17 protein-coding genes and 1 tRNA gene are annotated in these 23764 nt (G+C 69.7%); 6 read left to right on the forward strand and 12 right to left on the reverse strand.

Annotation, left to right across the window (positions count from 1 at the left end):
- Positions 1-4: 4 nt before the first annotated feature.
- Positions 5-529: a DUF4333 domain-containing protein gene (locus PV734_RS18800; protein ID WP_319091159.1), complete on the reverse strand. Its 525-nt coding sequence runs from the start codon at positions 527-529 to the stop codon at positions 5-7.
- On the opposite strand from PV734_RS18800, the gene PV734_RS18805 reads away from it, so the two are divergent.
- On the forward strand, positions 528-1694 hold the full coding sequence (locus tag PV734_RS18805; RefSeq protein WP_319290390.1) for a sensor histidine kinase: 1167 nt from the start codon (positions 528-530) through the stop codon (positions 1692-1694). The two genes, PV734_RS18800 and PV734_RS18805, sit on opposite strands and share 2 nt — an antisense overlap.
- A 317-nt stretch (positions 1695-2011) precedes the next feature.
- On the opposite strand, the gene PV734_RS18810 is transcribed toward PV734_RS18805, so the two are convergent.
- The 3 genes from PV734_RS18810 to PV734_RS18820 all read right to left on the reverse strand — a co-directional run bounded on the left by PV734_RS18810 (position 2012) and on the right by PV734_RS18820 (position 3770).
- Complete coding sequence (locus PV734_RS18810; protein WP_319091157.1) at positions 2012-2494, reverse strand: DNA starvation/stationary phase protection protein; 483 nt, start codon at positions 2492-2494, stop codon at positions 2012-2014.
- A 37-nt stretch (positions 2495-2531) separates the two neighbouring features.
- Positions 2532-2771, reverse strand: coding sequence for a WhiB family transcriptional regulator (locus tag PV734_RS18815; protein ID WP_319091156.1), 240 nt, complete (start codon positions 2769-2771; stop codon positions 2532-2534).
- 150 nt (positions 2772-2921) lie between these two features.
- A complete protein-coding gene (locus PV734_RS18820; RefSeq protein WP_319290392.1) occupies positions 2922-3770 on the reverse strand; it encodes an alpha/beta hydrolase in 849 nt (282 codons plus the stop codon).
- A 167-nt stretch (positions 3771-3937) separates the two neighbouring features.
- On the opposite strand from PV734_RS18820, the gene PV734_RS18825 reads away from it, so the two are divergent.
- Positions 3938-4738, forward strand: a complete 801-nt coding sequence (locus PV734_RS18825; RefSeq protein ID WP_319091154.1) for a sulfite exporter TauE/SafE family protein — start codon at positions 3938-3940, stop codon at positions 4736-4738.
- 24 nt (positions 4739-4762) lie between these two features.
- On the opposite strand, the gene PV734_RS18830 is transcribed toward PV734_RS18825, so the two are convergent.
- Positions 4763-6853, reverse strand: a complete 2091-nt coding sequence (locus tag PV734_RS18830) for an MDR family MFS transporter (RefSeq protein ID WP_319290394.1) — start codon at positions 6851-6853, stop codon at positions 4763-4765.
- A gap of 124 nt (positions 6854-6977) precedes the next feature.
- Entirely contained in the window at positions 6978-7511 is a 534-nt protein-coding gene (locus PV734_RS18835; RefSeq protein WP_319091152.1) for a DUF309 domain-containing protein, read from the reverse strand.
- Between the two features lie 101 nt (positions 7512-7612).
- Here PV734_RS18835 and PV734_RS18840 point away from each other — a divergent pair.
- A tRNA-Pro gene (locus PV734_RS18840) sits at positions 7613-7686 on the forward strand.
- 286 nt (positions 7687-7972) lie between these two features.
- On the opposite strand, the gene PV734_RS18845 is transcribed toward PV734_RS18840, so the two are convergent.
- The gene (locus PV734_RS18845; RefSeq protein WP_319290396.1) at positions 7973-13192 is read right to left on the reverse strand and encodes a family 43 glycosylhydrolase; all 5220 of its coding nucleotides are present in this window, start codon (positions 13190-13192) and stop codon (positions 7973-7975) included.
- Between the two features lie 270 nt (positions 13193-13462).
- Between PV734_RS18845 and PV734_RS18850 the strand changes: the two genes are divergently transcribed.
- Positions 13463-14968, forward strand: a complete 1506-nt coding sequence (locus PV734_RS18850) for a family 43 glycosylhydrolase (protein ID WP_319091150.1) — start codon at positions 13463-13465, stop codon at positions 14966-14968.
- A 70-nt stretch (positions 14969-15038) separates the two neighbouring features.
- Here the strand turns inward: PV734_RS18850 and PV734_RS18855 are convergent, their stop codons facing one another.
- The 4 genes from PV734_RS18855 to PV734_RS18870 all read right to left on the reverse strand — a co-directional run bounded on the left by PV734_RS18855 (position 15039) and on the right by PV734_RS18870 (position 21096).
- On the reverse strand, positions 15039-16100 hold the full coding sequence (locus PV734_RS18855) for an iron-siderophore ABC transporter substrate-binding protein (protein WP_319091149.1): 1062 nt from the start codon (positions 16098-16100) through the stop codon (positions 15039-15041).
- On the reverse strand, positions 16100-17929 hold the full coding sequence (locus PV734_RS18860; RefSeq protein WP_319290398.1) for an ABC transporter ATP-binding protein: 1830 nt from the start codon (positions 17927-17929) through the stop codon (positions 16100-16102). The genes PV734_RS18855 and PV734_RS18860 overlap by 1 nt, the downstream gene beginning before the upstream one ends.
- Positions 17926-19623, reverse strand: coding sequence for an ABC transporter ATP-binding protein (locus PV734_RS18865; protein WP_319290400.1), 1698 nt, complete (start codon positions 19621-19623; stop codon positions 17926-17928). The genes PV734_RS18860 and PV734_RS18865 overlap by 4 nt, the downstream gene beginning before the upstream one ends.
- Positions 19624-19749: 126 nt before the next feature.
- Entirely contained in the window at positions 19750-21096 is a 1347-nt protein-coding gene (locus PV734_RS18870; protein ID WP_319290401.1) for a lysine N(6)-hydroxylase/L-ornithine N(5)-oxygenase family protein, read from the reverse strand.
- Positions 21097-21181: 85 nt separating this feature from the next.
- Between PV734_RS18870 and PV734_RS18875 the strand changes: the two genes are divergently transcribed.
- Together PV734_RS18875 and PV734_RS18880 are read left to right on the forward strand one after the other, a co-directional pair.
- Entirely contained in the window at positions 21182-22129 is a 948-nt protein-coding gene (locus PV734_RS18875) for a methionyl-tRNA formyltransferase (RefSeq protein ID WP_319091145.1), read from the forward strand.
- Positions 22130-22211: 82 nt separating this feature from the next.
- On the forward strand, positions 22212-22757 hold the full coding sequence (locus tag PV734_RS18880; RefSeq protein WP_319091144.1) for a GNAT family N-acetyltransferase: 546 nt from the start codon (positions 22212-22214) through the stop codon (positions 22755-22757).
- A 138-nt stretch (positions 22758-22895) separates the two neighbouring features.
- Here the strand turns inward: PV734_RS18880 and PV734_RS18885 are convergent, their stop codons facing one another.
- Positions 22896-23750, reverse strand: coding sequence for an ABC transporter ATP-binding protein (locus PV734_RS18885; protein ID WP_319091331.1), 855 nt, complete (start codon positions 23748-23750; stop codon positions 22896-22898).
- Between the last annotated feature and the right edge of the window lie 14 nt (positions 23751-23764).

Here is a 23764-nt window from a genome sequence, read left to right on the forward strand (position 1 = left end):
ATGCTCAGCGCTCGAACTTCCAGGTCACGGAGGTACTCGTCGCCTTGACGACCGTCACCGGTATGTCGATGTCCTTGCCCTTGCCGGTGCGGCCGGTGCACGTGATGCTCGCGCCGGCCACGGCCTTCAGACCGGTCGGACAGGACACCTGGGAGACCTTCGTGCCCACCCAGGGCAGTGGGTGGAACTTGCTCTGGGCGCGCCCCGCGACGATGTCTGCGGACAGGGCCCTGCGGCCGTCCACCGTCACCGCCGTGGACTGGTCCAGAGCGGTTGTCGACTCGGTGCCGGCGAGCAGATGTGTACCTACGCCGGCCAGGGCGACCGCGGCGGTCGCACCGCCGATCACGCTGATGAGGGCCTTGCGCTGCATCTCGTACTCCTGAAGGTCGGACCGGGCGGTGAATTGGCTCCACTCTGTCCCGCGGGCACGGGCGCGCGCCTCAGCCGTCCGGCCACCCTTGCGGACCGGCTCCTCGGCCATTCGGCCGATCCCGCCGTGCCCGTCCGCGCATACGGTGATCCGCATGACATCGGATTCGCCCCGCAACTGCGCTCGGGCCTTCGCCGTCGCTCTCCTGGTCATGGCCGGAGCTGTCGACGTCCTCGACGCGACGGACAGTGGCTACGTGGTCTGGCCCCACGTGCTGGTCCTGGCGCTCGGGTACGCGGCTCTGCTGTGGCCGAGCAGCCGGCGGCCGCAGTGGTCCACCCCGCAACTGCGCACCGGTGTACCGGCTGTCGTCTCACTGCTGTTCACGGCGGGTTCGCTGCTGCTGGACCAGCAGGCCCCGTTCGGTCCGGGTGAGACGCTCGTGCTGCTGATTCTGCTGTTCATGGCGGTACGGCAATGCCCGCAGCCCTGGGCCGTCGTCTGCGCGACGCTGAACGCCGCAGCGCTGCTCGGTACGCCCGCGCGCTTCTACCGGGACGACCGGACCAGCCTGCTCGGATTCATGCTGGTGGAGCTTGTCCTGATCGGTTTTGTCGCCGGTCTCGCGGGATATCTGCGCGCGCTGGACCACAGGCGGGCCGCGGCGGTCGTCGCCACCCGACGGGCGGAACGGGTGGCGATCGCCGCCGACCTGCACGACTTCGTCGCCCACCATGTGACCGGGATCCTCGTCCAGACCCAGATGGCCCGCATGATGGCGACCACCCGGCCGGAGAGCCTGGACACCGTCCTGGCGGGCATCGAACGCGCGGCCACGGAGGCGCTGGCGTCGATGCGCCGTACCGTCGGAGTGCTGCGCGACACCGGCCCCGACGCCGCGGACCGGCGGCCCGTAGGAGACCTGGACGGCATCGCGGAACTGGCGGAAGGCTTCGCGAGCCCGGTCCAGCACATCACCCTCGATCGCGACCCCGCCGTGCCGGACAACCTGCCGCACGAGGTGCAGGCAGCCGCGTTCCGGGTGGTGCAGGAAGCGCTGACGAACGTACGACGGCACGCGGGCGACGCCACCGAGATCACCGTCCGGCTCCGCCACGACGGCCGCAGACTGGAAGTCGGGGTGACCGACGACGGACGGGGCGGCACCCAGCTCCCGGCCGCCGCTCACGGAGGTGGCTTCGGCCTGGTCGGCCTCACGGAACGCGTCACGGCACTGGGCGGGGACCTGCGCGCCGGACCGCCGGCCGGGCGGACGCAGGGGTGGGAGGTGCGGGCACTCTTCCCCACGGGGAAGACATGACACGGCAAGGGTCTCCGGTGGGCGCCGGTGCACGATGTCACCGCCACGGGACCCTGTCGGCGGAGGTGCCCGACCCGATCCGCATCGTGCGGGTATGCACGTCGGCGGCGTCGCCGGAACACACGACCACCCCTTCGAGGAGACCTGCCCTCGAAGGGGTGTTGGTCGTTCCGCGGCCGGGGCGAGGAACGGTCCCACCGGGTGTGATGGCGGTGGCGACCGTCAACGTCGACGCGACCGGCCTTGTCGCGCTCCCGTTACCGCGGGACGGATTGTGGGGTGATGAGGGTGAGGCGACCGAGAGGGGGAGGACCCGGTCAGTCGCCGCGGGTCGCGTTCTCCGCCTCGAACATCCAGCGCTGCTTCTCGAGTTCGGCCGTGATACCGATCAGCAGATCCTGGGTCACCGGGTCCGCCTCCTCCGTCGCGCCGATGCGTTCGCGCAGGCGCTCGATGGCCGTCGCCAGCGCCTCGACAAGCAACTGGACGACATCCGTGTCCTGGATCCAGCCGTCCTTCGGACCCTGGAACACGGAAGCCGAGGCGACGGTTTCCGGGCGGCCGTCCGGCGGCACGCCGAGCGCCGCCGAGCGCTCCGCCACCGTGTCGGAGAACGCACGAGCCGCCGACACCACCTCGTCGAGGTGCAGATGGATCGAACGGAACCTCGGCCCCACGATGTTCCAGTGGGCCTGCTTCCCGATCAGCGACAGAGCCAGCAGATCCACCAGGGTCGCCTGCAGAGCGTCGCCGGTGATCTTGCGTTCCGGTTCCGGCAGGCTGCTCTTCACTACAGTCATGGGGTAACTCCTCCTCGTGGCTCGGCCCGGGTTCTGGCTACCGGACCCGTTCTCTCGTACGGAGCAGCGCGGCCCGTTCGTCCTCGCAGGTGCCGCCCCAGACACCCGAGGTCTGACCGCTGCGCAGGGCCCAGTCCAGGCACTGCGGGCTCACCGGGCAGTGGGCACACACGCGTTTCGCGGCAGCGGTGTCGCGCACCGCCGGCCCCTTCCTGCCTATCGGGAAGAACAGCTCCGGGTCCTCTCCCACACAGGCCGCTCGCCGCAACCACTCCATGGAACGCGGGTGCCCAGGTCGGAGGGACGGAAACGTGACGGAACCGGCCATCGCAGGCGGCGGAGAGCGATCGGCGGCGGGAAGAGAAGGCGATCAGGCGGAGAGAAACGATCAGGTGGGAGGCAGCTGATCAGGTGGAGAAGGGAGGGATCAGCGGGGTCGGCGAGCGAGTACCCGGTCCACGAAGGCGGTCAGCTCGGCGAAGGCCTCGGCCCGGTCCGTCTCCAGGAAGATGTCGTGCCGGGCGCCCGGAAAGATCCGTTCGGTCCAGTCGGTGCCGCGCAGTTCCTCGATGCCGACGCGGCTCCCGGCGAGCGGGACGAGCCGGTCGTCGTCACCGTGCAGCCACAACAGCGGCAGCGGCCCGATGTCACCGCCCTTGGCCACGCTCTCCAGCGTCCGTACGAATGCCTCCAGCGTCGGCCGCCTCATCGGGCCGTGCCAGACCAGCGGGTCGGCGGCGTAGGCCGCGCCGACCGCGGGATCGCGGGACAGTGCGGCCGGGTTGATGGGCCGGTCGGGGATCTCGTCGAGTGCGAGCAGCCGCTCCGGAAGGTCCCAATTGCCGAGTACAGGCGCCGACAGGACGAGCGCGGCGAGTTCGGCGCCGTACCGCTGTGCGAAGCGGGCCGCGATCAGGCCGCCGGTGGAGTGCCCGACGAGGACGACGGGCACGTCCGGATGGACGGACCGGGCGAGTTCGGCGACGGCGTGCAGATCGGTGACGACATCCTCGAAGTCCGCGATCACCGCTCGCTCGCCCGCCGACCGGCCGTGTCCTTGGTGATCGGGGCCGAGAACGGTCGCGCCGTGGGCCACGAGGACGTCGGCGAGGTCCTCGTAGCGGCCGGTGTGTTCCCCGTACCCGTGCGAGAGGAGGGCGAGATACCGGGGTGGATCGATCGGACGCTCGGAATCACCGGGAGCGGGTCGGGGCCACTCGCGTACGGCGATCGCGCCTCCGCTGCCGGGGAGGACGTACTCGCGGGACTCGGCCATGGCTTCTCCGGGTGCGTCGTTGAAGGCGTGGGTGCATGGGGCGGTGTGCGTGGATCTTCCCAGGACTGGGGAGGCCGGTCCACGGTGACGCGTCGGGATGGGGCAGGTGTCACCTGGCGAGACGGTCCTGACGACGGCAGTTGGGTGCGCATAGCATCGGTGTCCGCATGAACACGATGACGCTCTGGCACATAACGCACTGGGAATTCGCCGCCCTCGCCGCCGCGGCGGTCCTGGTCGGCTTCTCCAAGACCGCCGTCAGCGGGGCCAACACGGTCAGTCTGGCGATCTTCGCGGCCGTTCTGCCCGCCCGCGAGTCCACGGGTGTGCTGCTGCCGATCCTGATCGCCGGGGACGTACTGGCCGTACTGACCTACCGCAGACACGCCCACTGGCCGACCCTGTGGCGGCTGTTCCCGGCGGTCGCGGTGGGCGTGGTCGTCGGCACGGTCTTCCTGGTGTGGGCGGACGACGAGGTCGTGCGGACCTCGATCGGGGCGATCCTGCTGCTGATGGCCGGAGTGACGGTGTGGCGCCGACGGCGCGCGGAAGCGGAGGCGAAGCGGGAGGAGGAACAGGGCGAGGACGAGCCCGAGACGGTGAGTACTCCCGCCGGACGCCTCAAGGCCCGCTCCTACGGTGTCCTCGGCGGCTTCACGACGATGGTCGCCAACGCGGGCGGCCCGGTCATGTCGATGTACCTCCTGTCAGCCGGATTCCGGAAACTCGGCTTCTTGGGGACATCGGCGTTCTTCTTCCTGATCGTGAACGTCTCGAAGGTCCCTTTCAGCGCCGGCCTCGGTCTGATCGACGGCCACTCGCTCCTGCTCGACGCGGCGCTCGTGCTGTTCGTCGTCCCCGGCGCGTTTCTCGGCAAATGGGCTGTGAGCCGGATCAACCAGCGGCTGTTCGAGCAGTTGGTGATCGCGGCCACGGTGGTGGGGGGAGCCCAGTTGCTGCTGCGCTGATCAGCGACTCTCCGGGGCCGTCGGCTACGGGGCGGACGTACCCCCGCCGGAGCCCGCCAGCGCCGCCGGCCGGCTCGGCAGACTGCTGCTGAGGTCCTCCACCAGGAGGCGTTTGGCGATCGTGTCCACCGCCGCGCGCAGGTCGTCGCCCGAGGGGCGGCCGAGGTCCTGCTCCACTCTTTCGGCCAGCCAGGAGCCCCAGGCGCCGCCGATCACCGCGGCCTCGCGGGCGCCCGCCTCGGTGTGGGAGAAGAAGGAGCCGGTGCGAGTCAGGTAGCCCTCCTCGACCATGCGGTCGAAGACCGGCAGGAGTACCTCGGGCGGCATGTGACGACGGGCGGCGATGAGCCCGAGACCGGCATGGCCGACCATGCGGGTGAACAGCTCGACCTGCATCACCGCCCAGGCGCCCGCGATGTCGAGCCGGGTGTCCGAGCCGGCGACGATCCGGCGCGCGGCGTCCAGGTCCGTACTGCCGATGATCTTTCCGACGGAGGCCTCCAGCAGGCGGCGCGAGTCCGCGGCGACCGGTGTCGCGAAGCCGTCGCCCATGTCCGTCGAAGCCATCCGCGCACTGTCGCGCAGCTGGACCTGCTTGAGGAACAGGGCGACGACGAAACCGATGAGCGCGACCGGCACGGTCCACAGGAAGACGGTCTGGATGGTGTCCGCGTAGGCGTTGATGATCGGCTCGGCCGCCTGGGCGGGGAGGTGGTGCAGGCCCGCCGGACTGGTCGCCGCGCCGGCGATGACGGCCTGGTCGGCCGCGCCCGTGCGGGTGGCTTCCGCGATGCCCTCGGTGAGGTTCGGGGCCAGCGAGTTGGCGTAGAGCGTGCCGAAGACCGCGGTACCGAACGAACTGCCGAGCGTACGGAAGAAGGTGACGCCTGAGGTCGCCGTACCGAGGTCGGTGTACTCGACCGTGTTCTGTACGGCGATCGTCAGCACCTGCATGCCCAGGCCGATACCGGTGCCGAGGACGAACATGTAGAGCGAGGCCAGCCAGGTGCTCGTCGACGCGTCCATGAGGGAGAGGAGATACAGGCCCAGGCCCATAACGGCCGAGCCGACGACCGGGAAGTAGCGGTACTTGCCGGTCTTGCTGACCACGTTGCCGCTGAAGACGGACGCGATGAGCAGGCCCAGCACCATGGGAAGGGTCCGCACGCCCGAGACCGTGGCCGAGTCGCCGTCGACGTACTGGAGGTAGGTCGGCAGATAGGTCATCGCGCCGAGCATCGCGAAGCCGACGACGAAGCTGAGGATCGAGCACACCGTGAAGACGGGGTTGCCGAACAGCCGCATGGGGAGCATCGGTTCGGCCGCGCGGGACTCCGCCCAGCAGAACAGGGCCAGCGAGACCGCGCCGCCGACGAACAGCGCGATGATGACGCCGGAACCCCACGCGTACTGGTTGCCGCCCCAACTCGTCGCCAGGATCAGCGCGCCGGCGCCGATGGCGACGAACGCGATGCCCAGATAGTCGATGACCGGGCGCACCACCGACTTCACCACCGGAATGGTGCGGGCCGCCGCGACCACGACCAGGATCGCGATCGGAACGTTGACGTAGAACGCCCAGCGCCAGGTCAGGTGGTCGGTGAACAGGCCGCCTAGCAACGGCCCGATGACCGTCGCCACACCGAACACGGCACCGATCGCGCCCTGGTACTTGCCGCGCTCCCGCAACGGGATGACGTCGGCGATCAGCGCCATCGCCGTGACCATCAGTCCGCCCGCGCCGATGCCCTGCATGGCCCGCCAGACGATCAGCAGCGTCATGTTCGTGGCGAGTCCGCACAGGAACGAACCGGTGATGAAGACGATCGCCGAGACCTGGAAGACCACCTTGCGGCCGAACAGGTCGCCGAACTTGCCGACCAGCACCGTGGCCACGGTCTCCGCCAGCAGATACGACGTCACCACCCACGACATGTGCTCGGCACCGCCCAGGTCCGACACGATCGTCGGCAGAGCGGTGCCGACGATCGTCTGGTCCAGGGCCGCCAGCAGCATGCCGAGCATGATCGTGACGAAGACGACGTTGCGGCGCCGGGAGTCCAGCACGGGCGGTTGCGCGGCGGCGGGCGGTGCGGTGTCCTCGACGGCTGTCACGTGGTCACGATCACACCCGTGAACCACCGCTGCAAGAGGGACGGCCCGCCCGGGTGTCCAGGTCGCACGCCGCCGAGCCTGCCGCACCCCACTGACGACCTGACAACGCGGCCGTCGGACCGGGTCAGCCGTCGGCGGTACGGCTCGACAACCGTGGCGCCCGGGCTCCCGCATCGACGGGCAGGGCCTCCTGCTCGACCTCCGCGGCCAGCTCCCGTGCCCAGGCGACGACACCGGCGAGGTCCATCCCGTACGGCTGCGGGCGCGCACCTGCGGCAGCCCACTCCTCGACCGCGCCGGCCCCGCGCCGCAACAGCCGGACGCCGCCCGTGACGTTCCCGCGGGCGGCATGTGTGAGACCCACGGCCAGCTGCGCGAGCCCCCGCCACAGGCCGCGCTCCTCTTCCGGCCCCGACTTCCAGGCGTCCTCGAAAACCTCGTGCGCGTGGAACGGTTTCCCGGCGTCCAGCAACGCCTGCGCCTCGGCGACGCTGTCCTCAGGGCGGCGTACGACGCCCTCGGGCTGCCGGGCGACCCCGCGCTCGCCGTACGGCAGCGGACGTCCGAGGCCGTCCCGTGGCCTTGCGTTGCGTGCCCGCCCCTCCTCGTCCCGGTCCCGCCCGTCCACTGCTGCCCCATCCTCCGACGCACTGCTCATCCCCCGATTGTCGCGCGCTTCCCGCCGCCTTCGGGGCAGCCGCTCACGTGGGGTAAGGTTCTGTTCGCGTGATCACGCGGGGCAACCGCGGGTCGTCGCACCGGGACGTGGCGCAGCTTGGTAGCGCACTTGACTGGGGGTCAAGGGGTCGCAGGTTCAAATCCTGTCGTCCCGACTGGAGACAGTCGCAGATCAGGGCCGGTTTCGGAGACATCCGGAACCGGCCCTTCGCCATTCCCGGGGACCGTCGGGTGCCGGCGTCTTTGAGTCGTCCGAATACCGCACGGCACGGCGCGAACGGCATCCAGCCATGCATGAGCCCGTGGAAGAGCCCTCCGCCGCGATCCCGACGGTTTCCACGATCGGCAACGCCGAAGGCGCGTACACCGGGCGGGCGGTGAGGCCCAACTCGGTGTACGCGCCCTCGGGTTCAGTTGTCCGGCGCGATCAGTGCCGCCGGCCTATCGGCGGAGGGTGATGCCCTTGGTCGCGGTCCTCGTGCGGTTGTCGTACACGACGACGCCCGAGGACTTCTTCCAGATCTGGATGCGGAACGTGTCCGGCTTGTCCGTCGCCGTGATGCGGAAGGCGTAGCCGTCCTTGCCGTTGACCTTGCCCGAACCCTGGTAGACAGCCGTGGAACCGGTGATCACCAGCCAGTCCGAGGACGTGCCGCGCAGTTGCACGGCTGCCTTGGACTTCCCGGGTGCCTTGAGGTCGAAGGAGGCTGTGCCCGTCGGAACCGTGCCGCCCTTCCCGTAGGAGGCGCCGAAGGAGAAGGCCGCCTTGGCGGTCAGCTTCGGGTCGGCCGGGTAGGCGCCCGGCCGGGAGGCGATCACACCGTTGCCCGTCACCGAGCCGGCCTTGGCGTCGTACACGATCAGCTCGGGCAGCTGGCTGGTGGCCGAGGCTCCGTCGTCGTCCGTCACGGTGACCGTCGGGCGGATGATGCCCGCCTTCAGGTAGGCGTGGCTCGCCTCACAGGTGCCGCCCGTGACCTTGCCGGCCGTCGGGGTGGTGCCGTCCTTCCAGTCGATCCTGCAGGTGTGGGTGTCGGCGCTGCCCGGGTCGGTGAACTTCGCCGAGACACGGGCCGGGGTCTGCCTGCCCGCCGGGACCGGGGTCTTCGGACCCTGGACCGAGGTGATCGACGGGGGCGCGTTCGAGACCGTCACCGTCAGGGTGTCCGTGCTGCGACCGCCCGTCAGGGTGACCTCGTACGTGCCGTTGTCCCGGCAGGTGATGGTGGTCGGGATCGTGGTCCGGCTGGAGAACGTGCACGGGGTCGCCGCGCTCACGCTCCAACTCGGCTTTCCTGCCCCGGAGATGCTGCCCGTGAGCGGGATCGCGGCGCCTTCCTGGCCCGTTGTGTCCGCACCCGCGTGGACGATCGTCACCGGGTCGATGCTCGACAGGGTCGGGACGACCTTCTTGATCAGACCGTCGGCGTCGAACTCCAGCTTGTCGATGGTCGTTTCGCGGTGCATGCCGTCACCGCCGGGGATGGCGAAGCGGTGGTAGGCGATGTACCAGTCGTCGGTGTTCGGGACGTGGACCACCGAGTGGTGGCCGGGGCCCTTGATGCCCAGCGAGAGGTCCTTCTGCAGGATCACTCCTCGCTTGGTCCAGGGGCCCGTCGGCGAGGAACCGGTCGCGTAGGCCACCTGGTAGTTCTCGTCACGGGTGTCGTTCTCCGACCACATGAAGTAGTAGGTGGAGCCCCGCTTGATGACGAACGAGCCCTCGTTGTAGCCGCTCGGGGTGATGTCGGTGACCTTCGAGGCGTCGAAGGAGACCATGTCGTTGTTGAGCGGGACCACATAGGCGCGGCCGTTGCCCCAGTACAGGTACGACTGGCCGTCGTCGTCGGTGAAGACCGCCGGGTCGATCATCTGGCCCGGGTGGTCTCCTGCCTTCAGCAGCGGCTTGCCCAGGGCGTCCTTGAACGGGCCGGTCGGGGAGTCCGAGACCGCCACGCCGATGTTCGCGTCGGCGCAGAAGTAGAAGTAGTACTTGCCGTTCCTCTCCTCCATGGTCGGCGCCCAGGCGCGGCTGTCGGCCCAGCTGACGTCGGGACCGAGGTCCAGGATGACGCCGTGGTCCTTCCAGTGGACCAGGTCGGTGGAGGAGTACGCCTTGAACTGCGTACCGCTCCAGCCCTCGAAGCCGTCGGTGGTCGGGTAGATGTAGAAGGTGTCGCCGAACCTGACGATGTTCGGGTCGGCGTTCAGACCCGGCAGCACCGGGCTCCTCATCTCCAGCGCCGACACGGTCCAGGTGCGCTTCTTGCCGTCAGAGCCGGTGACCTCGTACGTGAGCGGCTTGCTGAAGTCGCGCAGGGTGCCGGAGGCGGGGCTGATGCTCGCTCCGTGGGCCAGGGTGAACTGCGGCGCCAGGGCCTTGACGTCACTGCCCGGGTTGAGTGGCAGGACGACCTTGCTGTCCTTGTCGTTGATGATCGCGTCGACCTTGAGCGCCGGGTGGGCCACGGCGGCGATCCCGGTGGTGTTGCCGCCCAGCTCCAGAACCTCGGAGGGCGTCAGGGCCCGGTTGTAGATCCGGAAGTCGTCGACCTCGCCGCCGAAGTACGGGTCCGGGGAGTACAGGGACTTGCCGATGTAGCCGGAGTAGTCCTTCGAGGCGTCGTACAGCTCGGACGGCTTGATGGTGACACCGTTCACGCGGGCCGTCTCGGCCCCGTTCACGTAGAGGATCGCCGTCTCGGTCGCGCCGTCCAGGGTGACGGTGACGTGCTGCCACTCGCCGGCGGTCAGCGGGGAGCCGCCGATCATCTGCTTCTCACCGGACCAGGTGGCCTTGGTGATCGCGGAGAACAGCTTGCCTGCGCCGTTGGAGGGCGAGGCGAACAGGTACTTGTTGTTGTCCGGGCCGAGGCCGAAGAGCCACTGGAAGTTGTCGCCGCCCTTCCACTTGACGTACGTGGAGACGGTGACGCTGGTGGTTCCCTTGAGGACTCCGTTGGGGATCTTCACGTACGGCGAGCTGGAGCTGCTGTTGCCGCCGGACATCTTGAACGAGCCGCCGTGCACGCCGGTACCGAAGTCGGGCGTACGGACGTAGGTGCCGTGGTAGCCGTGGCCGCTGGAGTCACGGGCGATGTTGCCGCCGGTCTCGTCGAAGTCGTAGTGCAGAAGCAGGTCGGCCGGGACGTCCGGGCCCTCGGTGGAGACCGTGACCTCGGCGCTGACCGCGATGGCCGAGTCGCCCGCGAGGTCGCCCGTCACCGTGAAGGTGCCGGCCTGCGCGTACTGAGACGGGTCCACGTTCGCCCAGGTGACCGCGACGGGCCGCTTCACGCCGTCGGCGGACTGGGCGATGACGGTGGCGGGGAGGACGGGGGCCTCACCGATGCGCGTCTTGACCTTGACGTTCTCGGCGCTCGTGATGATCTGGTCCGGCTGGTAGGTGCTCAGCAGCCGGTCGTACTCCGCCTGCGTGACCGGAAGTACCGTGCCGTGGCGGGGCTTCGAGGGGAGGTCGTAGCCCGTGGAGGGGGTCCACACGCCCGACGCGAGGTCCGTCGACTCGAACGGGATGTAGCCGCGCCCGCCGAACTCGTCGGCGAACAGGTACCACTTCTCCTCGGAGTTGGACTTGAAGACCAGCGGACCCTCGGCCGCGCTCATCGCGCCCTTGCCGATGCCCTCGGCGACGAAGTCGTAGGACGGGTTGAGGATCGAGTCGCTCTTCTCCTCGAAGATGAACTTGCTGTTGGGGGTCGAGGAGGAGTTGTTCCGCTCGTCCTTGGAGAAGCGGTAGTAGGTGTCCTTGTCCTTGATCATCGTGGAGTCGATGACCGAGTAACCGCGGTCGATCCACACCTTGGGCGCGCTGAAGGTGCGGAAGTCACGGGTGGTCGCGTACATCATGCGGTTGTACGTGTCGCCGGAGTGGTCGGCGTTGTCGTACAGCTTCGAGGCCCAGAAGACGACGTACGAGCCGAGCTTGGCGTCGTAGAACGCCTCGGGCGCCCAGGTGTTGCCGGCCGAGTCGGGGGAGATCTTCACCAGGCGCTGGTCGGTCCAGTGGACCAGGTCGGTGGACTCCCACACCATGATGGACTTGCTGCCGGTGCGCTGGGAGGCGTCCCAGTCACCGTTGCCGTAGATCCGCAGGTCGGTGGCGATCTGGTAGAACTTGTCGCCTTCGGGGGAGCGGATGATGAACGGGTCGCGCAGGCCCTTCTCGCCGAGCGTGGAGGTCAGGACGGGCTTCCCGTCGTTCAACTCCCGCCACTTCAGCGGGTCGTTGCCCTTGCTGAGGGCCGCGTAGAGCTGTTCGCCGTCCGAGGTGCCCTCGCCGGTGAAGTAGCTGAACATGTAGCCCTTGAGGGCTGCCTTCGCGGGCAGTTCGGGGACCTTGGCCGTCAGGGTGCGGGTCGCGGTGGCGGTGCCCTTGGTGATCGTCGCCGTCAGGTCGACCGTGGTGCCGCCGGCGCCGTGCGCGGGCCGGTGGACCACACCGTCGGTGCCGATGACGTCCGGGTTCGCCGAGGACCAGGCAACCGCCGTGCCGTAGGCGCCCGTTGACGGCAGCGTGATGTTCCCGCGGATGTCGTCGAGGTTCGGGACGGTCAACGCGTCGGCGGCCTGCTGGGTGGCCGTGGTGTCGTCGAAGGTGGCCGGGACCGTGACGTCGAAGGTCCTGGTGTCGCTCGCCGGGCCCTTCTTCAGGGTCGCGGTGAGCGTGGCGTGGCCGTCCGGTTGGCCGGCGGCCGGGCGGGTGACAGCGCCGGAGGACGAGACCACCGAGGCGTTGTCGGTCGCCCAGGTGATGACGGAGCCGCCTGCCGTACCCGCGCTCGGCAGCGTCAGGTCGGCGGTCACCGCGCTCGTGTCGCCCAGTGTCAGGGCCGCCTTGTCGGCGGCGACGCCCTGCGCGGCGATGGGGAGGGAGAGTTCCTCGACCTCCGTGCTCGCCAGCGCCCGGTTGTAGACCCGGAAGTCGCGGATGTTGCCCTTGAACAGGTTGTCGCCGGGGTAGACCGACTTGCCTATGTAGTTGGCGGTGGTCGTGCCCGAGCCGATGGAGCCGGGGGTGAGGGTGATCGCCGTGTTGCGGCCGACCTCCACGCCGTCCTCGTAGAGCACGCCCGTGTTGCCGGTCTGCGTGTACGTGATCTGCTTCCAGACCGCGCGCTGCAGGTTCGTGCCCGCGGTCCGCGTGGTCTGCTCCGTCGACCAGTTGCCGCTGGCGATGGAGGTCCGGTACGAGTTGCCCGTGGTGAACAGGTAGCCGTTGCCGGCGGTGCCGCTGGTGTTGCCGAAGCCGTAGATGAAGTACGGGCTGGACTGGGTGGCGTCGACCTTCACGTCCATCGAGACGGAGATCGAGTTCATCCCGCTCATGATGTTGTCCGGCACCTTGATGTAGGTGTCGGAACCGTTGAAGGCGAGCCCGTCACCGGAGTTGGACCAGCCGGCGGTCCCGTTCACCGTGCCCGTACGGCCGTTGCCCGAGGCGTCGGCCACCGTGGTGCCGGAAGCGGCGTCGAGCTTGTACCAGAGGGCCAGACCGTCGGTGATGTCCGACGCGGCGGCGTGCGCGGGTACGGACAGGGCCAACGGCCCTGTGAGGCCCAGCAGAAGCGATGCGGCGGTCAAGCCGGCGAGCCTCTCCGACCAGGGTCTGCTACGGCCGCGTGATCTCGCGAGTTGCATCGTTTCGGCTTCCTCTGCTCGGACACGGGGGGTGAGGTAACGGGAGACAGCAGATTTCGTCTGTGTGTCCGCGCGTTGCGAGAGTGTCAATCGGTGCGACCAGAGGCGTCAAGAGTTTTCGAACAACGTTCGGCAGGTCGGACAACTTGTTTTCTGCGCGAGACATGCCAAACGGAACGGAACCTGTCACAACCGTTGACGTGCGCACCCCACGTACCTAAGTTCTGGTCGAAGTTACGCACGTTGTCCGGAATTTCGAACGTTGTGACCATGAGAAGGGGCCCATTCGTGTTCCGTACCCGTCACTGGCTGACCCTCCTGGCGGCGCTGCTGGCGCTGCTCGTACCTGTCGTCGGCCTTCAGCCCGCCGCCGCGGCCGAGGGGCGTCCGTACACGAACCCCGTCAAGTCCCAGAAGGGCGCCGACCCCTGGCTCGAGTACTACAACGGCAACTACTACCTGGTCACCACGTCCTTCACCGGCGTCCTGACCATGCGCAAGTCGCCGACGCTGGCCGGGCTCGCGACGGCTCCCAGCGTGCAGGTCTGGAGTGACACCACCTCGACCCGCAACAACAACTTCTGGGCGCCCGAGCTGCACTTCTTCGACGGTCACTGGTATCTGTACTACTCCGGCGCGCCGAGCGGGGCCGCCTGCTGCGACCAGCAGCGGACGTACGTCGTGGAGAGCGCCGGCACCGATCCGATGGGCCCGTACACCTTCAGGAACCAGCTCACCGGGTCCAACCTCGACCCGGGCGGCTGGCTCATCGACGCCACCGTGCTGACGTACAACAACAAGCTCTACCTGATAGGCAGCGGCGCCATCGGCGGCAGCAAGCAGAGCCTGGTCATCGCGCCGATGAGCAACCCCTACACGGTGCAGGGCTCCACCTTCAGCCTCATCTCGCAGCCGACGCTGGCGTGGGAGACCTCCGGGGCGCCCGTCAACGAGGGCCCCGAACCGCTCTACCATGACGGCCGTACGTTCCTCACCTTCTCCGCGAGCTACTGCCAGACCGCCGACTACAAGCTCGGTCAGCTCGAACTCACCGGCACGGACCCGCTGTTGGCATCCTCCTGGACGAAGAAGCAGACGCCTGTCTTCCAGCGCAACGACGCCGCCGGAGTCTACGGGCCGGGCCACAACGGCTTCTTCACCTCGCCCGACGGCACCGAGAACTGGATCGTCTACCACGCCAACAACTCGGCCTCGGGCGGCTGCGGCAACGGCCGCACCACCCGTGCCCAGAAGTTCACCTGGAACTCGGACGGCACACCGAACTTCGGCACCCCGGTCGCACTCGGCACCACACTGCCGGGCCCGTCCGGCGAGACCGCCGCGACCCCGACCGCGTACACGCTGGTCAACCGCAACAGCGGCAAGTGCCTTGACGTGGAGGGCGGGAACACCGCGGACGGCACCAACATCCTCCAGTGGACCTGCAACGGCGGAAACAACCAGAAGTGGCGCATCGAGGACCAGGCCAACGACACCAGCCGACTGGTCAACGTGGCCACCGGCAAGGTGATGGACACCGCGGAGTGCGCCACGGCCGACGGCGCCGATCTGCGCCAGTGGTCCTGGCTGAACAACAACTGCCAGAAGTTCAGGCTCGTGTACACGGCCACCGGCGACTACGTCCGGATCGTCAACGAGTCCACCGGCAAGGTCGCCGACGTCGCCGACTGCTCCACCGCGAACGGCGCCGACGTACGACAGTGGTCGTGGCTGGGCAACAACTGCCAGCAGTGGCAGATCAAACCCACCACGTGAGCCGCCGGTAACGCCCGATGGTGGTGGCCCGGCCGGAACTCCGGCCGGGCCACCACCATGTGACGAGTCGTCAGCTCGTCGGCTCGGTCACCTTCGTGGCCGTCTTGCCGTCGACGGCCGCCGACAACTGCGGGACGAGCCGCTCCAGCATGTACGGAAGGCTCAGCACCGACACGAACGACACGGAGTTGCCGTAGTCGCTGGTCTCCTTGACGAAGACCTCGCGGTCGTCCTTGGCCACCTTCAGGTCCGCGTACAGGGCGTTCTTGCGCAGCGCCGCCTTGTCCTTGGTGGTGTCGGAGACGATCCACACGATCGCGTCCGTGTCGAGGAGATCGGTGCGCTCCTTGCTGATGTTGGCCCCGAACTCGTCACCGATGACCTTGTCCAGGTCGGCGGGCAGCTTGAAACCGAGATCCGTGAGGATGCGCGAGCGCGGGTCCTGGCTGCCGTAGACGAAGATGCCCTCGTACGGGGTCGCCATCACGGCGGTGGCACCGGCGAAATCGGGGTGTTCGGCCGCGTCCTTCTTGAAGTCGGACTCGACCCCGGCGACCAGCTCCTTCGCCTTTGCCTCCTGGCCGAGCGCCTTGCCGATGATCTCGGTCTGGTTCTGCCACGGCACGCCGTAGTCGTTGTACTCCTTCGGCTGGGCCACCACCGGGGCGAACTTCGACAGGGTGTCGTACTGCGCCTTCGTCAGACCGCCGTAGACCGCCAGGATCAGGTCCGGCCGCAGCGCGGCGATCTTCTCGGTCTGCGGGCCCGTGCCGGTGTCCTTCAGGACGGTCGGCGCCGCCGCGCCGCCCAGCTTGTCCGCCGCCCACGGGCCGATCGCGCCCTTGTAGCCGCCCAGCCACTCGGTCGTACCGACGGGCACCTTGCCCAGTGCGAGCACGGCGTCCTGGTCGGTCAGGCCGACCGTGACGATCCGCTTGGGCTCGGACTTGATCGTGGTGCTGCCGTATTTGTGCGAAAGGGTCACCGGGAAGGCGGAGTTGGCGGACGTGTCGGCGGCGGGGCCCGCCGTGCCGGAGTCGTCGTCCGAGCCGCAGGCGGTGGCGGTGCCGAAGAGGAGCAGTACGGAGGTGAGCGCCGCGGCGAGCCGAGTGCCTCTGGGAGAGCCGAGCATCAGTGGTCCTTCACGGTGGTGGTCGTATCGGTGCTGGGACGCGTGGGGGGCTTCTCGGCCGGCGGACGGGTGCCGGACCAGGCCTGCCAGAGCAGGGCGTAGGTTCCGGCAGCCGCGCACAGCTCGTCATGGGTGCCGCTCTCCACGATCCGGCCGCCGTCCATGACGACGATCCGGTCCGCGTCGGCGGCCTGGGTGAGACGGTGGGCGACCAGGAGCGCGGTGCGGCCCTCGATCGCCCGGTCGGCCGCCCTCTCCAGCAGGCGGGCGCCGGAACTGCCGGCCTCGGCCGTCGCCTCGTCCAGCACGGCGACCGGCGGATCCGCCAGTACCAGCCGGGCCAGGGCGAGTTGCTGCACCTGGGCGGCGGTTATCCGGTGCCCGCCCTCGCCGACGACGGTGGCCAGGCCCTCGGGCAGAGCCGACACCCAGTCCAGCGCGTCCACCTCGGTCAGGGCCGCACGCAGGGCCTCGTCCGTCGCGTCGGCGCGGGCGAGCCGCAGGTCGTCCGCGAGCGGGCCCGCGAAGACATGCGTCTCCTGGGTGACGAGGGCGACCCGCAGCCCGTCGGGGGACGTCGAGGCGCCGGTGAGCCGGACCGTGCCGGAGGTCGGCTCGTGCACACCCGCGATGAGTTTGGCGAGCGTCGTCTTGCCCGCGCCGCTCGCCCCCACCAGGGCGACCCGCTCCCCGGCGGCCAGCGTGAGATGCACGTCCCGAAGGACGGGACGCCCGGACACGTACTCGTGGTGGACGCCGGTGACGGTGACCGTGCCCGCCTCGCGGTGCTGTGCGGTGCGGGCCGGGGGAGCGGACTCGGGAGCCGGTATGTCCGTGACGCCGACCAGCCGGGCCAGTGCCGCTGTCGCCGACTGGGCGTCGTCGAGCAGCGCGAGGGCCTGGTTGACGGGACCGAAGAGGCTGTGGAAGTAGAGCGCGGCGGCCGTGGCGGTCCCGATGGACACCGAGTCGGCGCGCACCAGCAGGAACCCGGTGACCAGGACCGCCGCGAGGCCGGTGTACTCGGCGATGTGCAGCCGGTTGTAGAAGTCGAGCACCAGCCGCACGCCTCGCATCGTCAGCGCGACCGCCGCGGCGGAGCGTCGGGTGACGGCCCCGGTGTGCGACTCCTCCAGCCCGAACGCCCGTACGGTACCGGCGCCCGCGATGGTGTCCAGCAACTGCTGCTGCTGGGCGCCCGTGGCGACGCGCTGCTCGGCGTACAGGGGGACGGCGTTGCGTACGTACCAGCGTGCGGTTCCCGCCTGGATGGGCACCGCGAGCAGTGCGGCCAGCAGGAAGCGCCAGTCCAGGACGGCCATGGCGGCGAAGGTCAGGACGATGGCGAGCAGGGAGCGGGCAAGCTCCGGCAGGGCCCCCCGCACCGCCTCGCCGACCACCGAGACGTCCCTGGTGACACGGGCGTTGAGGTCGCCGGAGCCGGCCTTCTCCACCTGCTCCAGGGGCAGCCGCAGCGCCCGCTCGACGAACCGCTCGCGCAACTGGGCCAGCACGGTCTCCCCGAGCCGGGACACCAGGGACAGTCCGAGCGCGGTGGCGACGCCCTGGGCGGCGGCCACCAGGATCAGGAGGACGGCGGGGAGGGTGAGATCGTCGGGCGGGCGGTGCTCGGCGACCAGGTCCACCATGCGGCCGAGCAGCGGCTGGACGAGCAGCCCGACCGCGGTCGCCGCGACCAGCACGGCGAAGGCGCCGATGGCGAGTCGGCGGTGCGGGCGGACCAGTTCACGGACGGCGGCACGGGTGCGGGCCGTGGTCGCGGTAGGAAGCAACTCGCGTGTTCCGTCGGTGAGTTCGTTGTCGCTCATGCCAGCACCGCCGCTCTGTAGGTCTCATGGCGGTGGACCAGGTCCGCGTGCGGGGCGGTGTCGGTGACTCGCCCGTCCTCCAGCAGTACGACGCGGTCGGTGACCGACAGCAGGGCGGGACTGGTGGTCACCAGGACCGTCGTACGGCCCTTGCGGAGCTCCCGGACGCCGGTGGCGATGCCCGCCTCGGTGACCGCGTCGACGGCGGTGGTCGGATCGTGGACCACCAGGACGGGCCGCTCGGCCGCCAACGCCCGTGCCAGTGCGACGCGTTGACGCTGGCCTCCGGAGAGTGAGCGGCCCCGTTCGCTGACCGCCGTGTCCTCGCCGTCCGGGAGGGTCTGCGCGACCTGGGCCACACCGGCCGCGGTCATCGCCTGCTCGGGGTCGGCGGCTTCGGGGGCCGCGGCCGTGACGTTGCCCCGGACGGTGCCCTCGAAGAGGTCGGCGTCGTGCTCGGCCACCAGCAGGGCGGTGCGCAGTTCGGCGGGATCCAGGTCCCGCAGGGGTACGCCGTCCAGTTCGACGCTGCCCGTCTCCGGGTCGCACTGCCGGGCCAGGCAGCGCAGCAGGTCCGTCGCGTGCGCGGGGTCGGTCGCGACCACGCCGAGCAGCTCACCCGGTGCGATGTCGAGGTCGAGGCCCCGGAGGCCGCCGTGGCTGACACCGGTGAGGCGGACCGCGCCGCGCACCGGCCGGTCCAGGGTGGCCGCGCCCGGGGTGACGGCGTGCGGGGCGGCCAGTACCTCGGCGATCCGGGTCGCGGAGGCCCGGCCCTGGGCGAGCTCGGCGTTGACCCAGGCGAGCACCTCCAGCGGGCCCAGGAGGAAGAGGGCGAGCCCGACCGATGACACCAACTGGCCGAGACTGATGTCCCCTTGGGCGGCGAGCCGGCCGCCGACCAGAGCGACGGCGGCGATCAGGGCGCCGGTGAGGCCGAGCACCATGCCGCTCTGGAAGGCCTGTGCGCGGGCTGCCTTCAGGGTGGCCTGGAGGGAGTCGCGGCTGGTGGCGCGGTAGCGGGCCAGCGCGGTGGACTCGCCGCCGATGCCCTTGAGGACACGCAGGCCGGCCACCAGGTCGGCGGCGACGGCCGAGGCGTGCGCGGCCCGTTCCTGTTCGGCCTCGCTGCGTGCCTCCAGCGGCTTGCTCAGCAGATGGCCCAGCCACAGCAGCACGGGCGTGCCGAGCAGTACGACGAGGCCGAGGGTGACGGACATGCGCAGCAGGACGACCGCGCCCACGAGGATGCCCGCGAGGGCCGAGATCCCGGCCATGGCCGCCATGTTGACGGCGCCCACGCGTTTGGCGTCCTCGGTGGCGATGTTGGCGAGGGCGCCGGGCAGCCGGCCGTCCTCGGCGCCGCCGCCGGGGGCCAGGATCCGGCGGACGAGGGTGATGCGGAGGGTGTGTTCGGCCTGCGCGGCGGCCCGGTCGGCGGACCAGGCGCCGAACCGCCAGCTGAGCGCGAGGCCGACGTAGATGAAGGCGAGGGCGGCGAGCCACCTCAGCAGGGCGCCGGTGTCGGAGCCCGTGACGGCGCGGTCGATGACCAGACCGATCACGACCGGCACCAGCACTTCGCCCAGTTGGTGGCCGGAGCCGAGGAGCGCGCCGAGGGCGACGTCACGCCGCTGCCCACGGACCGACCGGCGCAGGACGTCCCGCCCCGACGGCTGTGAAGGACTACTCACCCGTACCCCTCCGGGATCGGACGACAGTGAGGGCCGGAATGGCCCGAGTTGGGGGCTGAGGCCTGCCTGAGCGCGGGTGCCGCGTGCACTCGGGCAGGCTAAAACGTAGGTGAGGCTACCCTAAGTTCACAATGCTTGCCCAGCGCCGGTGACCATGTCGCTCCCGCGACGGGTGAGCAGGGAGTCGAGGATCTCTCCCGAGCGCACGGCGGTCGTCGACAGCAGGGTCGAGGTGAGACCGTGCGTGTGCTCGGTCGCCCCCTGGAGGTAGATGCCGGCGGTGACCTCGGGTGCGGCCTCGACCCGGTGGTCACGGCCGACCCGTACGGCGTCGTTGTCGTCCCGCAGGCAGAGCTTGGCGGCTCTGCCGAGCAGGGTGTCGAGGTCCCGGGGGCGGTAGCCGGTGGCGTGCACGAGCACGTCGCAGGAGAGCACCTCCCGTTCTCCGGTGGGGAGATACTCGACGGTGACCTCCAGCCGGTCGTCCAGCTGCTCGACGTCCCGGATACGGGAGATGTTGCGCATCCGCAGCCGCTCGGTGCCCTGGACCTTCTCGCGGTACATGGTGGCGTACAGCGTCTCGATCAGGTCCATGTCGACCACCGAGTAGTTGGTGCTGCGGTGGTAGTCGTGCAGGGACTGTTTCACCTCCGGCCGCGACCGGAAGTAGACGTCCACCGCCTCCGGGTCGAAGATCCGGTTGGCGAAGGGGCTGTCGTCGGCGGGCGTGTAGCCGTACTTGGCGAACACCGCGCAGACCTCGGTGCCGGGGAAGGAGCGGTGCAGATAGTCGACCGCCTCGGCACCGCTCTGGCCCGCGCCGAGCACGAGAATGCGGCCCACGGAGGCGCCCGAGCCGGTCAACTCGCGCGTGCGGGGCACCAGTTCGCTGTTGTGCCAGATGCGGTCCGACAGGGCGGTGCCGGGCGGGACGTGCGGTTCGAGACCGACGGCCACCGAGATGTTGCGGGCCCGGCGGACCACCGTACGCTCCGGATCGCCCGGCACGCGGGCGGCGACGTCGAACCAGCGGACCTCGCCGTCCTCGGTCAGGACGGGCTCCACGGAGACCACTTCGGCGTCGTACGTCACCTGGTCCGCGACCAGGGCCGCCGCCCACTCGAAGTACTCGTGGAACTCGATCCGCAGCGGGAAGAGCGTCTTCGCGTTGAGGAAGTCCACCAGCCGGCCGCGGTCCCGCAGGAAGCACAGGAAGCTGAAGTCGCTGGTCGGGTTGCGCATGGTGACCAGGTCCTTGAGAAAGGACACCTGCATGGTCGCGTCGTCGATGAGCATGCCCCGGTGCCAGCCGAACCGTGGCTGGCGCTCCAGGAACTCGGCGTGGATCCGCTCCTCGGGCGCGGCTTGTGCGTTGTGTTCCGCGATGGCTATCGCCAGCGCCAGATTTGACGGGCCGAATCCGATTCCGAGCACGTCATGGATGGCGTCCGGCTCGTCGTGCAGTGCGTTCACCGCAACTTCCCTTCCCCTAGGCGCCACTGATATTAAATAAGGTTAGCCTTACCTTGCAATGGTGTGTCCTACGGAAGGATCGAATATGCGGGTCGTCATGTTCGGCTATCAGACCTGGGGGCACCGCACGCTCCAGGCCCTGCTGGACTCCGAGCACGAGGTGGTCCTGGCGGTCACCCACCCCAAGAGCGACCACGTGTACGAGAAGATCTGGGACGACTCGGTGGCCGACCTCGCCGAGAAGCACGGCATTCCGGTCCTGCTGCGGAACCGCCCGGACGATCCCGAACTCCTGTCAAAACTGCGGGAGTTGGCGCCGGATCTGATTGTCGCCAACAACTGGCGCACGGTCCTGCCCCCCGAGGTCTTCGACCTTCCGGAGCACGGCACGCTCAACATCCACGACTCGCTGCTTCCGGCGTACGCCGGCTTCTCCCCGCTGATCTGGGCGCTGATCAACGGCGAACGGGAGGTCGGTGTCACCGCTCACCGGATGAACGCCGAGCTGGACGCCGGTGACGTGCTGCTTCAGCGGGCGGTGCCGGTGGGTGCGCGCGACACGGTGACCGACCTCTTCCATCGCACTGTGGACTTGATCACACCGGTCGTCCACGAGTCCCTGGGGCTCATCGCCTCCGGCCGCGCGGAGTGGATCCCCCAGGACCGCAGCCGGGCGAGCTTCTTCCACAAGCGGTCCCTGGAGGACAGCCGCATCGACTGGACCTGGCCGGCGGAGTCCCTGGAACGCCTGATCCGCGCTCAGTCGGACCCGTATCCCAACGCGTTCACCCATCACAAGGGGCAGCGGATACGCATCGTCGACGCCGAGGTGTCCGAGGGCTGCTACGGCGGCACCCCCGGCCGGATCTTCATCCGCGAGGGCGACGGGATCGTCGTGGTCGCGGGCACGGAGGCCCGGAACGGGCGGCTGCGGGGCCTGCTGGTGAAGCGGGTGCGGACGGAGGGCGGGTCGGAGATCGCGGCGACGGAGTACTTCCGGACGATGGGCGGGTACCTGACGGCGCGGCCCTGACCCGGGGGAGGGTGGTGGGGCGAGCGAGCGGGCGGGCGGATTCCCGTTCGACGCGGGTGCGTGATCACGTCAGGATGGCGCCATGCCGGATCTGCGAACCCAACGACTCGTCCTGCGCTCCTGGAGCGACTCCGATCTCGCTCCATGGGCGGCCATGAACGCCGACCCCGAGGTCCGCGAGCACCTCGGGGGCATCCTCACCCGTGAGCAGAGCGAGGCCTCCGCCGCCCGCTTCCAGTCCGACCTCGACGAACGGGGCTGGGGCTGGTGGGCGGTGGAGGTCACGGGCACGGGGGAGTTCGTCGGCTTCGCCGGGCTGGACCCGGTGGAGGACGACATGGCGTTCGACGGCGTCGAGGCGGGATGGCGGCTGGCCCGGCGCGCGTGGGGGCATGGATACGCGACCGAGGCCGCCCGCGCGGTGATCGCTCACGCCTTCGACGACAAGGGTCTCGGCCTCGAAGAGGTACTGGCGATCACGACGGTCACCAACCTCCGTTCGCAGGCGGTGATGCGCCGCCTCGGCATGACCCACGACCCGGACAGGGACTTCGACGACCCGACCGTCCCGGAGGGGCCGCTGCGTCGGAACGTGGTCTACGGGGTCCGGGCCGGCGCCTGGCTCTGACCGGACGTTTCGCCCCCGCCGCCCCTACCCGTCCCATCCCTGGGGGCTGCGCCCCCAGACCCCCACTGTCGGCCCTGAAGGGGCCTCGTCCTCAGACGCCGGACGGGCTGAGAAACAGCCCCGTGGGCGAAAACCGGGTCACGAGGCCGACTTGGCGCGTACGTCCTGGTGGTGGCGGCCCATGGGGATCACCATGGGGGTGTCGCTGACCGGGTCGAGGGTGACGCGGCACGTCAGGTCGAAGACGTCCGCCACCGTTTCCGCCGTGATCACCTCCGCCGGCGGACCCTCCGCCACGATCCTCCCGGACTTCATGGCGACGACGTGATCGGCGTACCTGCAGGCCTGGTTGAGGTCGTGCAGGACCATCACGACGGTGCGGTTCTCGCGGCGGTTGAGGTCCGTGATCAGGTCCAGTACGTCGATCTGGTGGGCCAGGTCGAGATACGTGGTCGGTTCGTCGAGGAGGAGTACGGGGGTGCCCTGGGCGACCGCCATCGCGATCCACGCCCGCTGCCGCTGGCCGCCTGACAACTCGTCCACCGGGCGGTCCGCGAGGTCGGTCATGTTGGTCGCGGCGAGCGCCTCGCGTACGGCCTGTTCGTCGGCCTTCGACCACTGGCGCCACCACGTCTGGTGCGGTGAACGGCCCCGGTTGACGAGGTCGATCACCGTCAACCCCTCGGGTGCGACCGGGCTTTGGGGCAGGATACCCAGACGCTGGGCCAACTCCCTTGTGGGGATGGACTGGAGGGCCCGGCCGTCCAGGTGGACGGCACCCTCGCGGGGGGCGAGCAGTCGGGCCAGGGCACGCAACAGCGTCGACTTCCCACAGGCGTTGGCGCCGACGATGGCCGTGATCCGGCCCGGCGGCACGGCCAGGTCGAGGCCGTCCACGACCACCCGGTTGTCGTACGACAGGCGCAGTCCCGTCGCCCTGAGATCCGGGTCCGCGGCCGGTTCCGCGGTGGTGGGCAGGGGATCGACCGGCATGGCGTCCTCGGTGG

It is taken from the genome of Streptomyces sp. AK08-02, assembly GCF_033795085.1.
Lineage (GTDB): Bacteria > Actinomycetota > Actinomycetes > Streptomycetales > Streptomycetaceae > Streptomyces > Streptomyces echiniscabiei.

Bases quoted from the DNA above. Each gene is read 5' to 3' on its own strand.
- PV734_RS18805 (WP_319290390.1), top strand. From the start codon at position 528: ATGACATCGGATTCGCCCCGCAACTGCGCTCGGGCCTTCGCCGTCGCT.
- PV734_RS18800 (WP_319091159.1), bottom strand. From the start codon at position 529: ATGCGGATCACCGTATGCGCGGACGGGCACGGCGGGATCGGCCGAATG.
- PV734_RS18810 (WP_319091157.1), bottom strand. From the start codon at position 2,494: ATGACTGTAGTGAAGAGCAGCCTGCCGGAACCGGAACGCAAGATCACC.
- PV734_RS18815 (WP_319091156.1), bottom strand. From the start codon at position 2,771: ATGGAGTGGTTGCGGCGAGCGGCCTGTGTGGGAGAGGACCCGGAGCTG.
- PV734_RS18820 (WP_319290392.1), bottom strand. From the start codon at position 3,770: ATGGCCGAGTCCCGCGAGTACGTCCTCCCCGGCAGCGGAGGCGCGATC.
- PV734_RS18825 (WP_319091154.1), top strand. From the start codon at position 3,938: ATGAACACGATGACGCTCTGGCACATAACGCACTGGGAATTCGCCGCC.
- PV734_RS18835 (WP_319091152.1), bottom strand. From the start codon at position 7,511: ATGAGCAGTGCGTCGGAGGATGGGGCAGCAGTGGACGGGCGGGACCGG.
- PV734_RS18845 (WP_319290396.1), bottom strand. From the start codon at position 13,192: ATGCAACTCGCGAGATCACGCGGCCGTAGCAGACCCTGGTCGGAGAGG.
- PV734_RS18850 (WP_319091150.1), top strand. From the start codon at position 13,463: ATGAGAAGGGGCCCATTCGTGTTCCGTACCCGTCACTGGCTGACCCTC.
- PV734_RS18855 (WP_319091149.1), bottom strand. From the start codon at position 16,100: ATGCTCGGCTCTCCCAGAGGCACTCGGCTCGCCGCGGCGCTCACCTCC.
- PV734_RS18860 (WP_319290398.1), bottom strand. From the start codon at position 17,929: ATGAGCGACAACGAACTCACCGACGGAACACGCGAGTTGCTTCCTACC.
- PV734_RS18875 (WP_319091145.1), top strand. From the start codon at position 21,182: ATGCGGGTCGTCATGTTCGGCTATCAGACCTGGGGGCACCGCACGCTC.
- PV734_RS18880 (WP_319091144.1), top strand. From the start codon at position 22,212: ATGCCGGATCTGCGAACCCAACGACTCGTCCTGCGCTCCTGGAGCGAC.
- PV734_RS18885 (WP_319091331.1), bottom strand. From the start codon at position 23,750: ATGCCGGTCGATCCCCTGCCCACCACCGCGGAACCGGCCGCGGACCCG.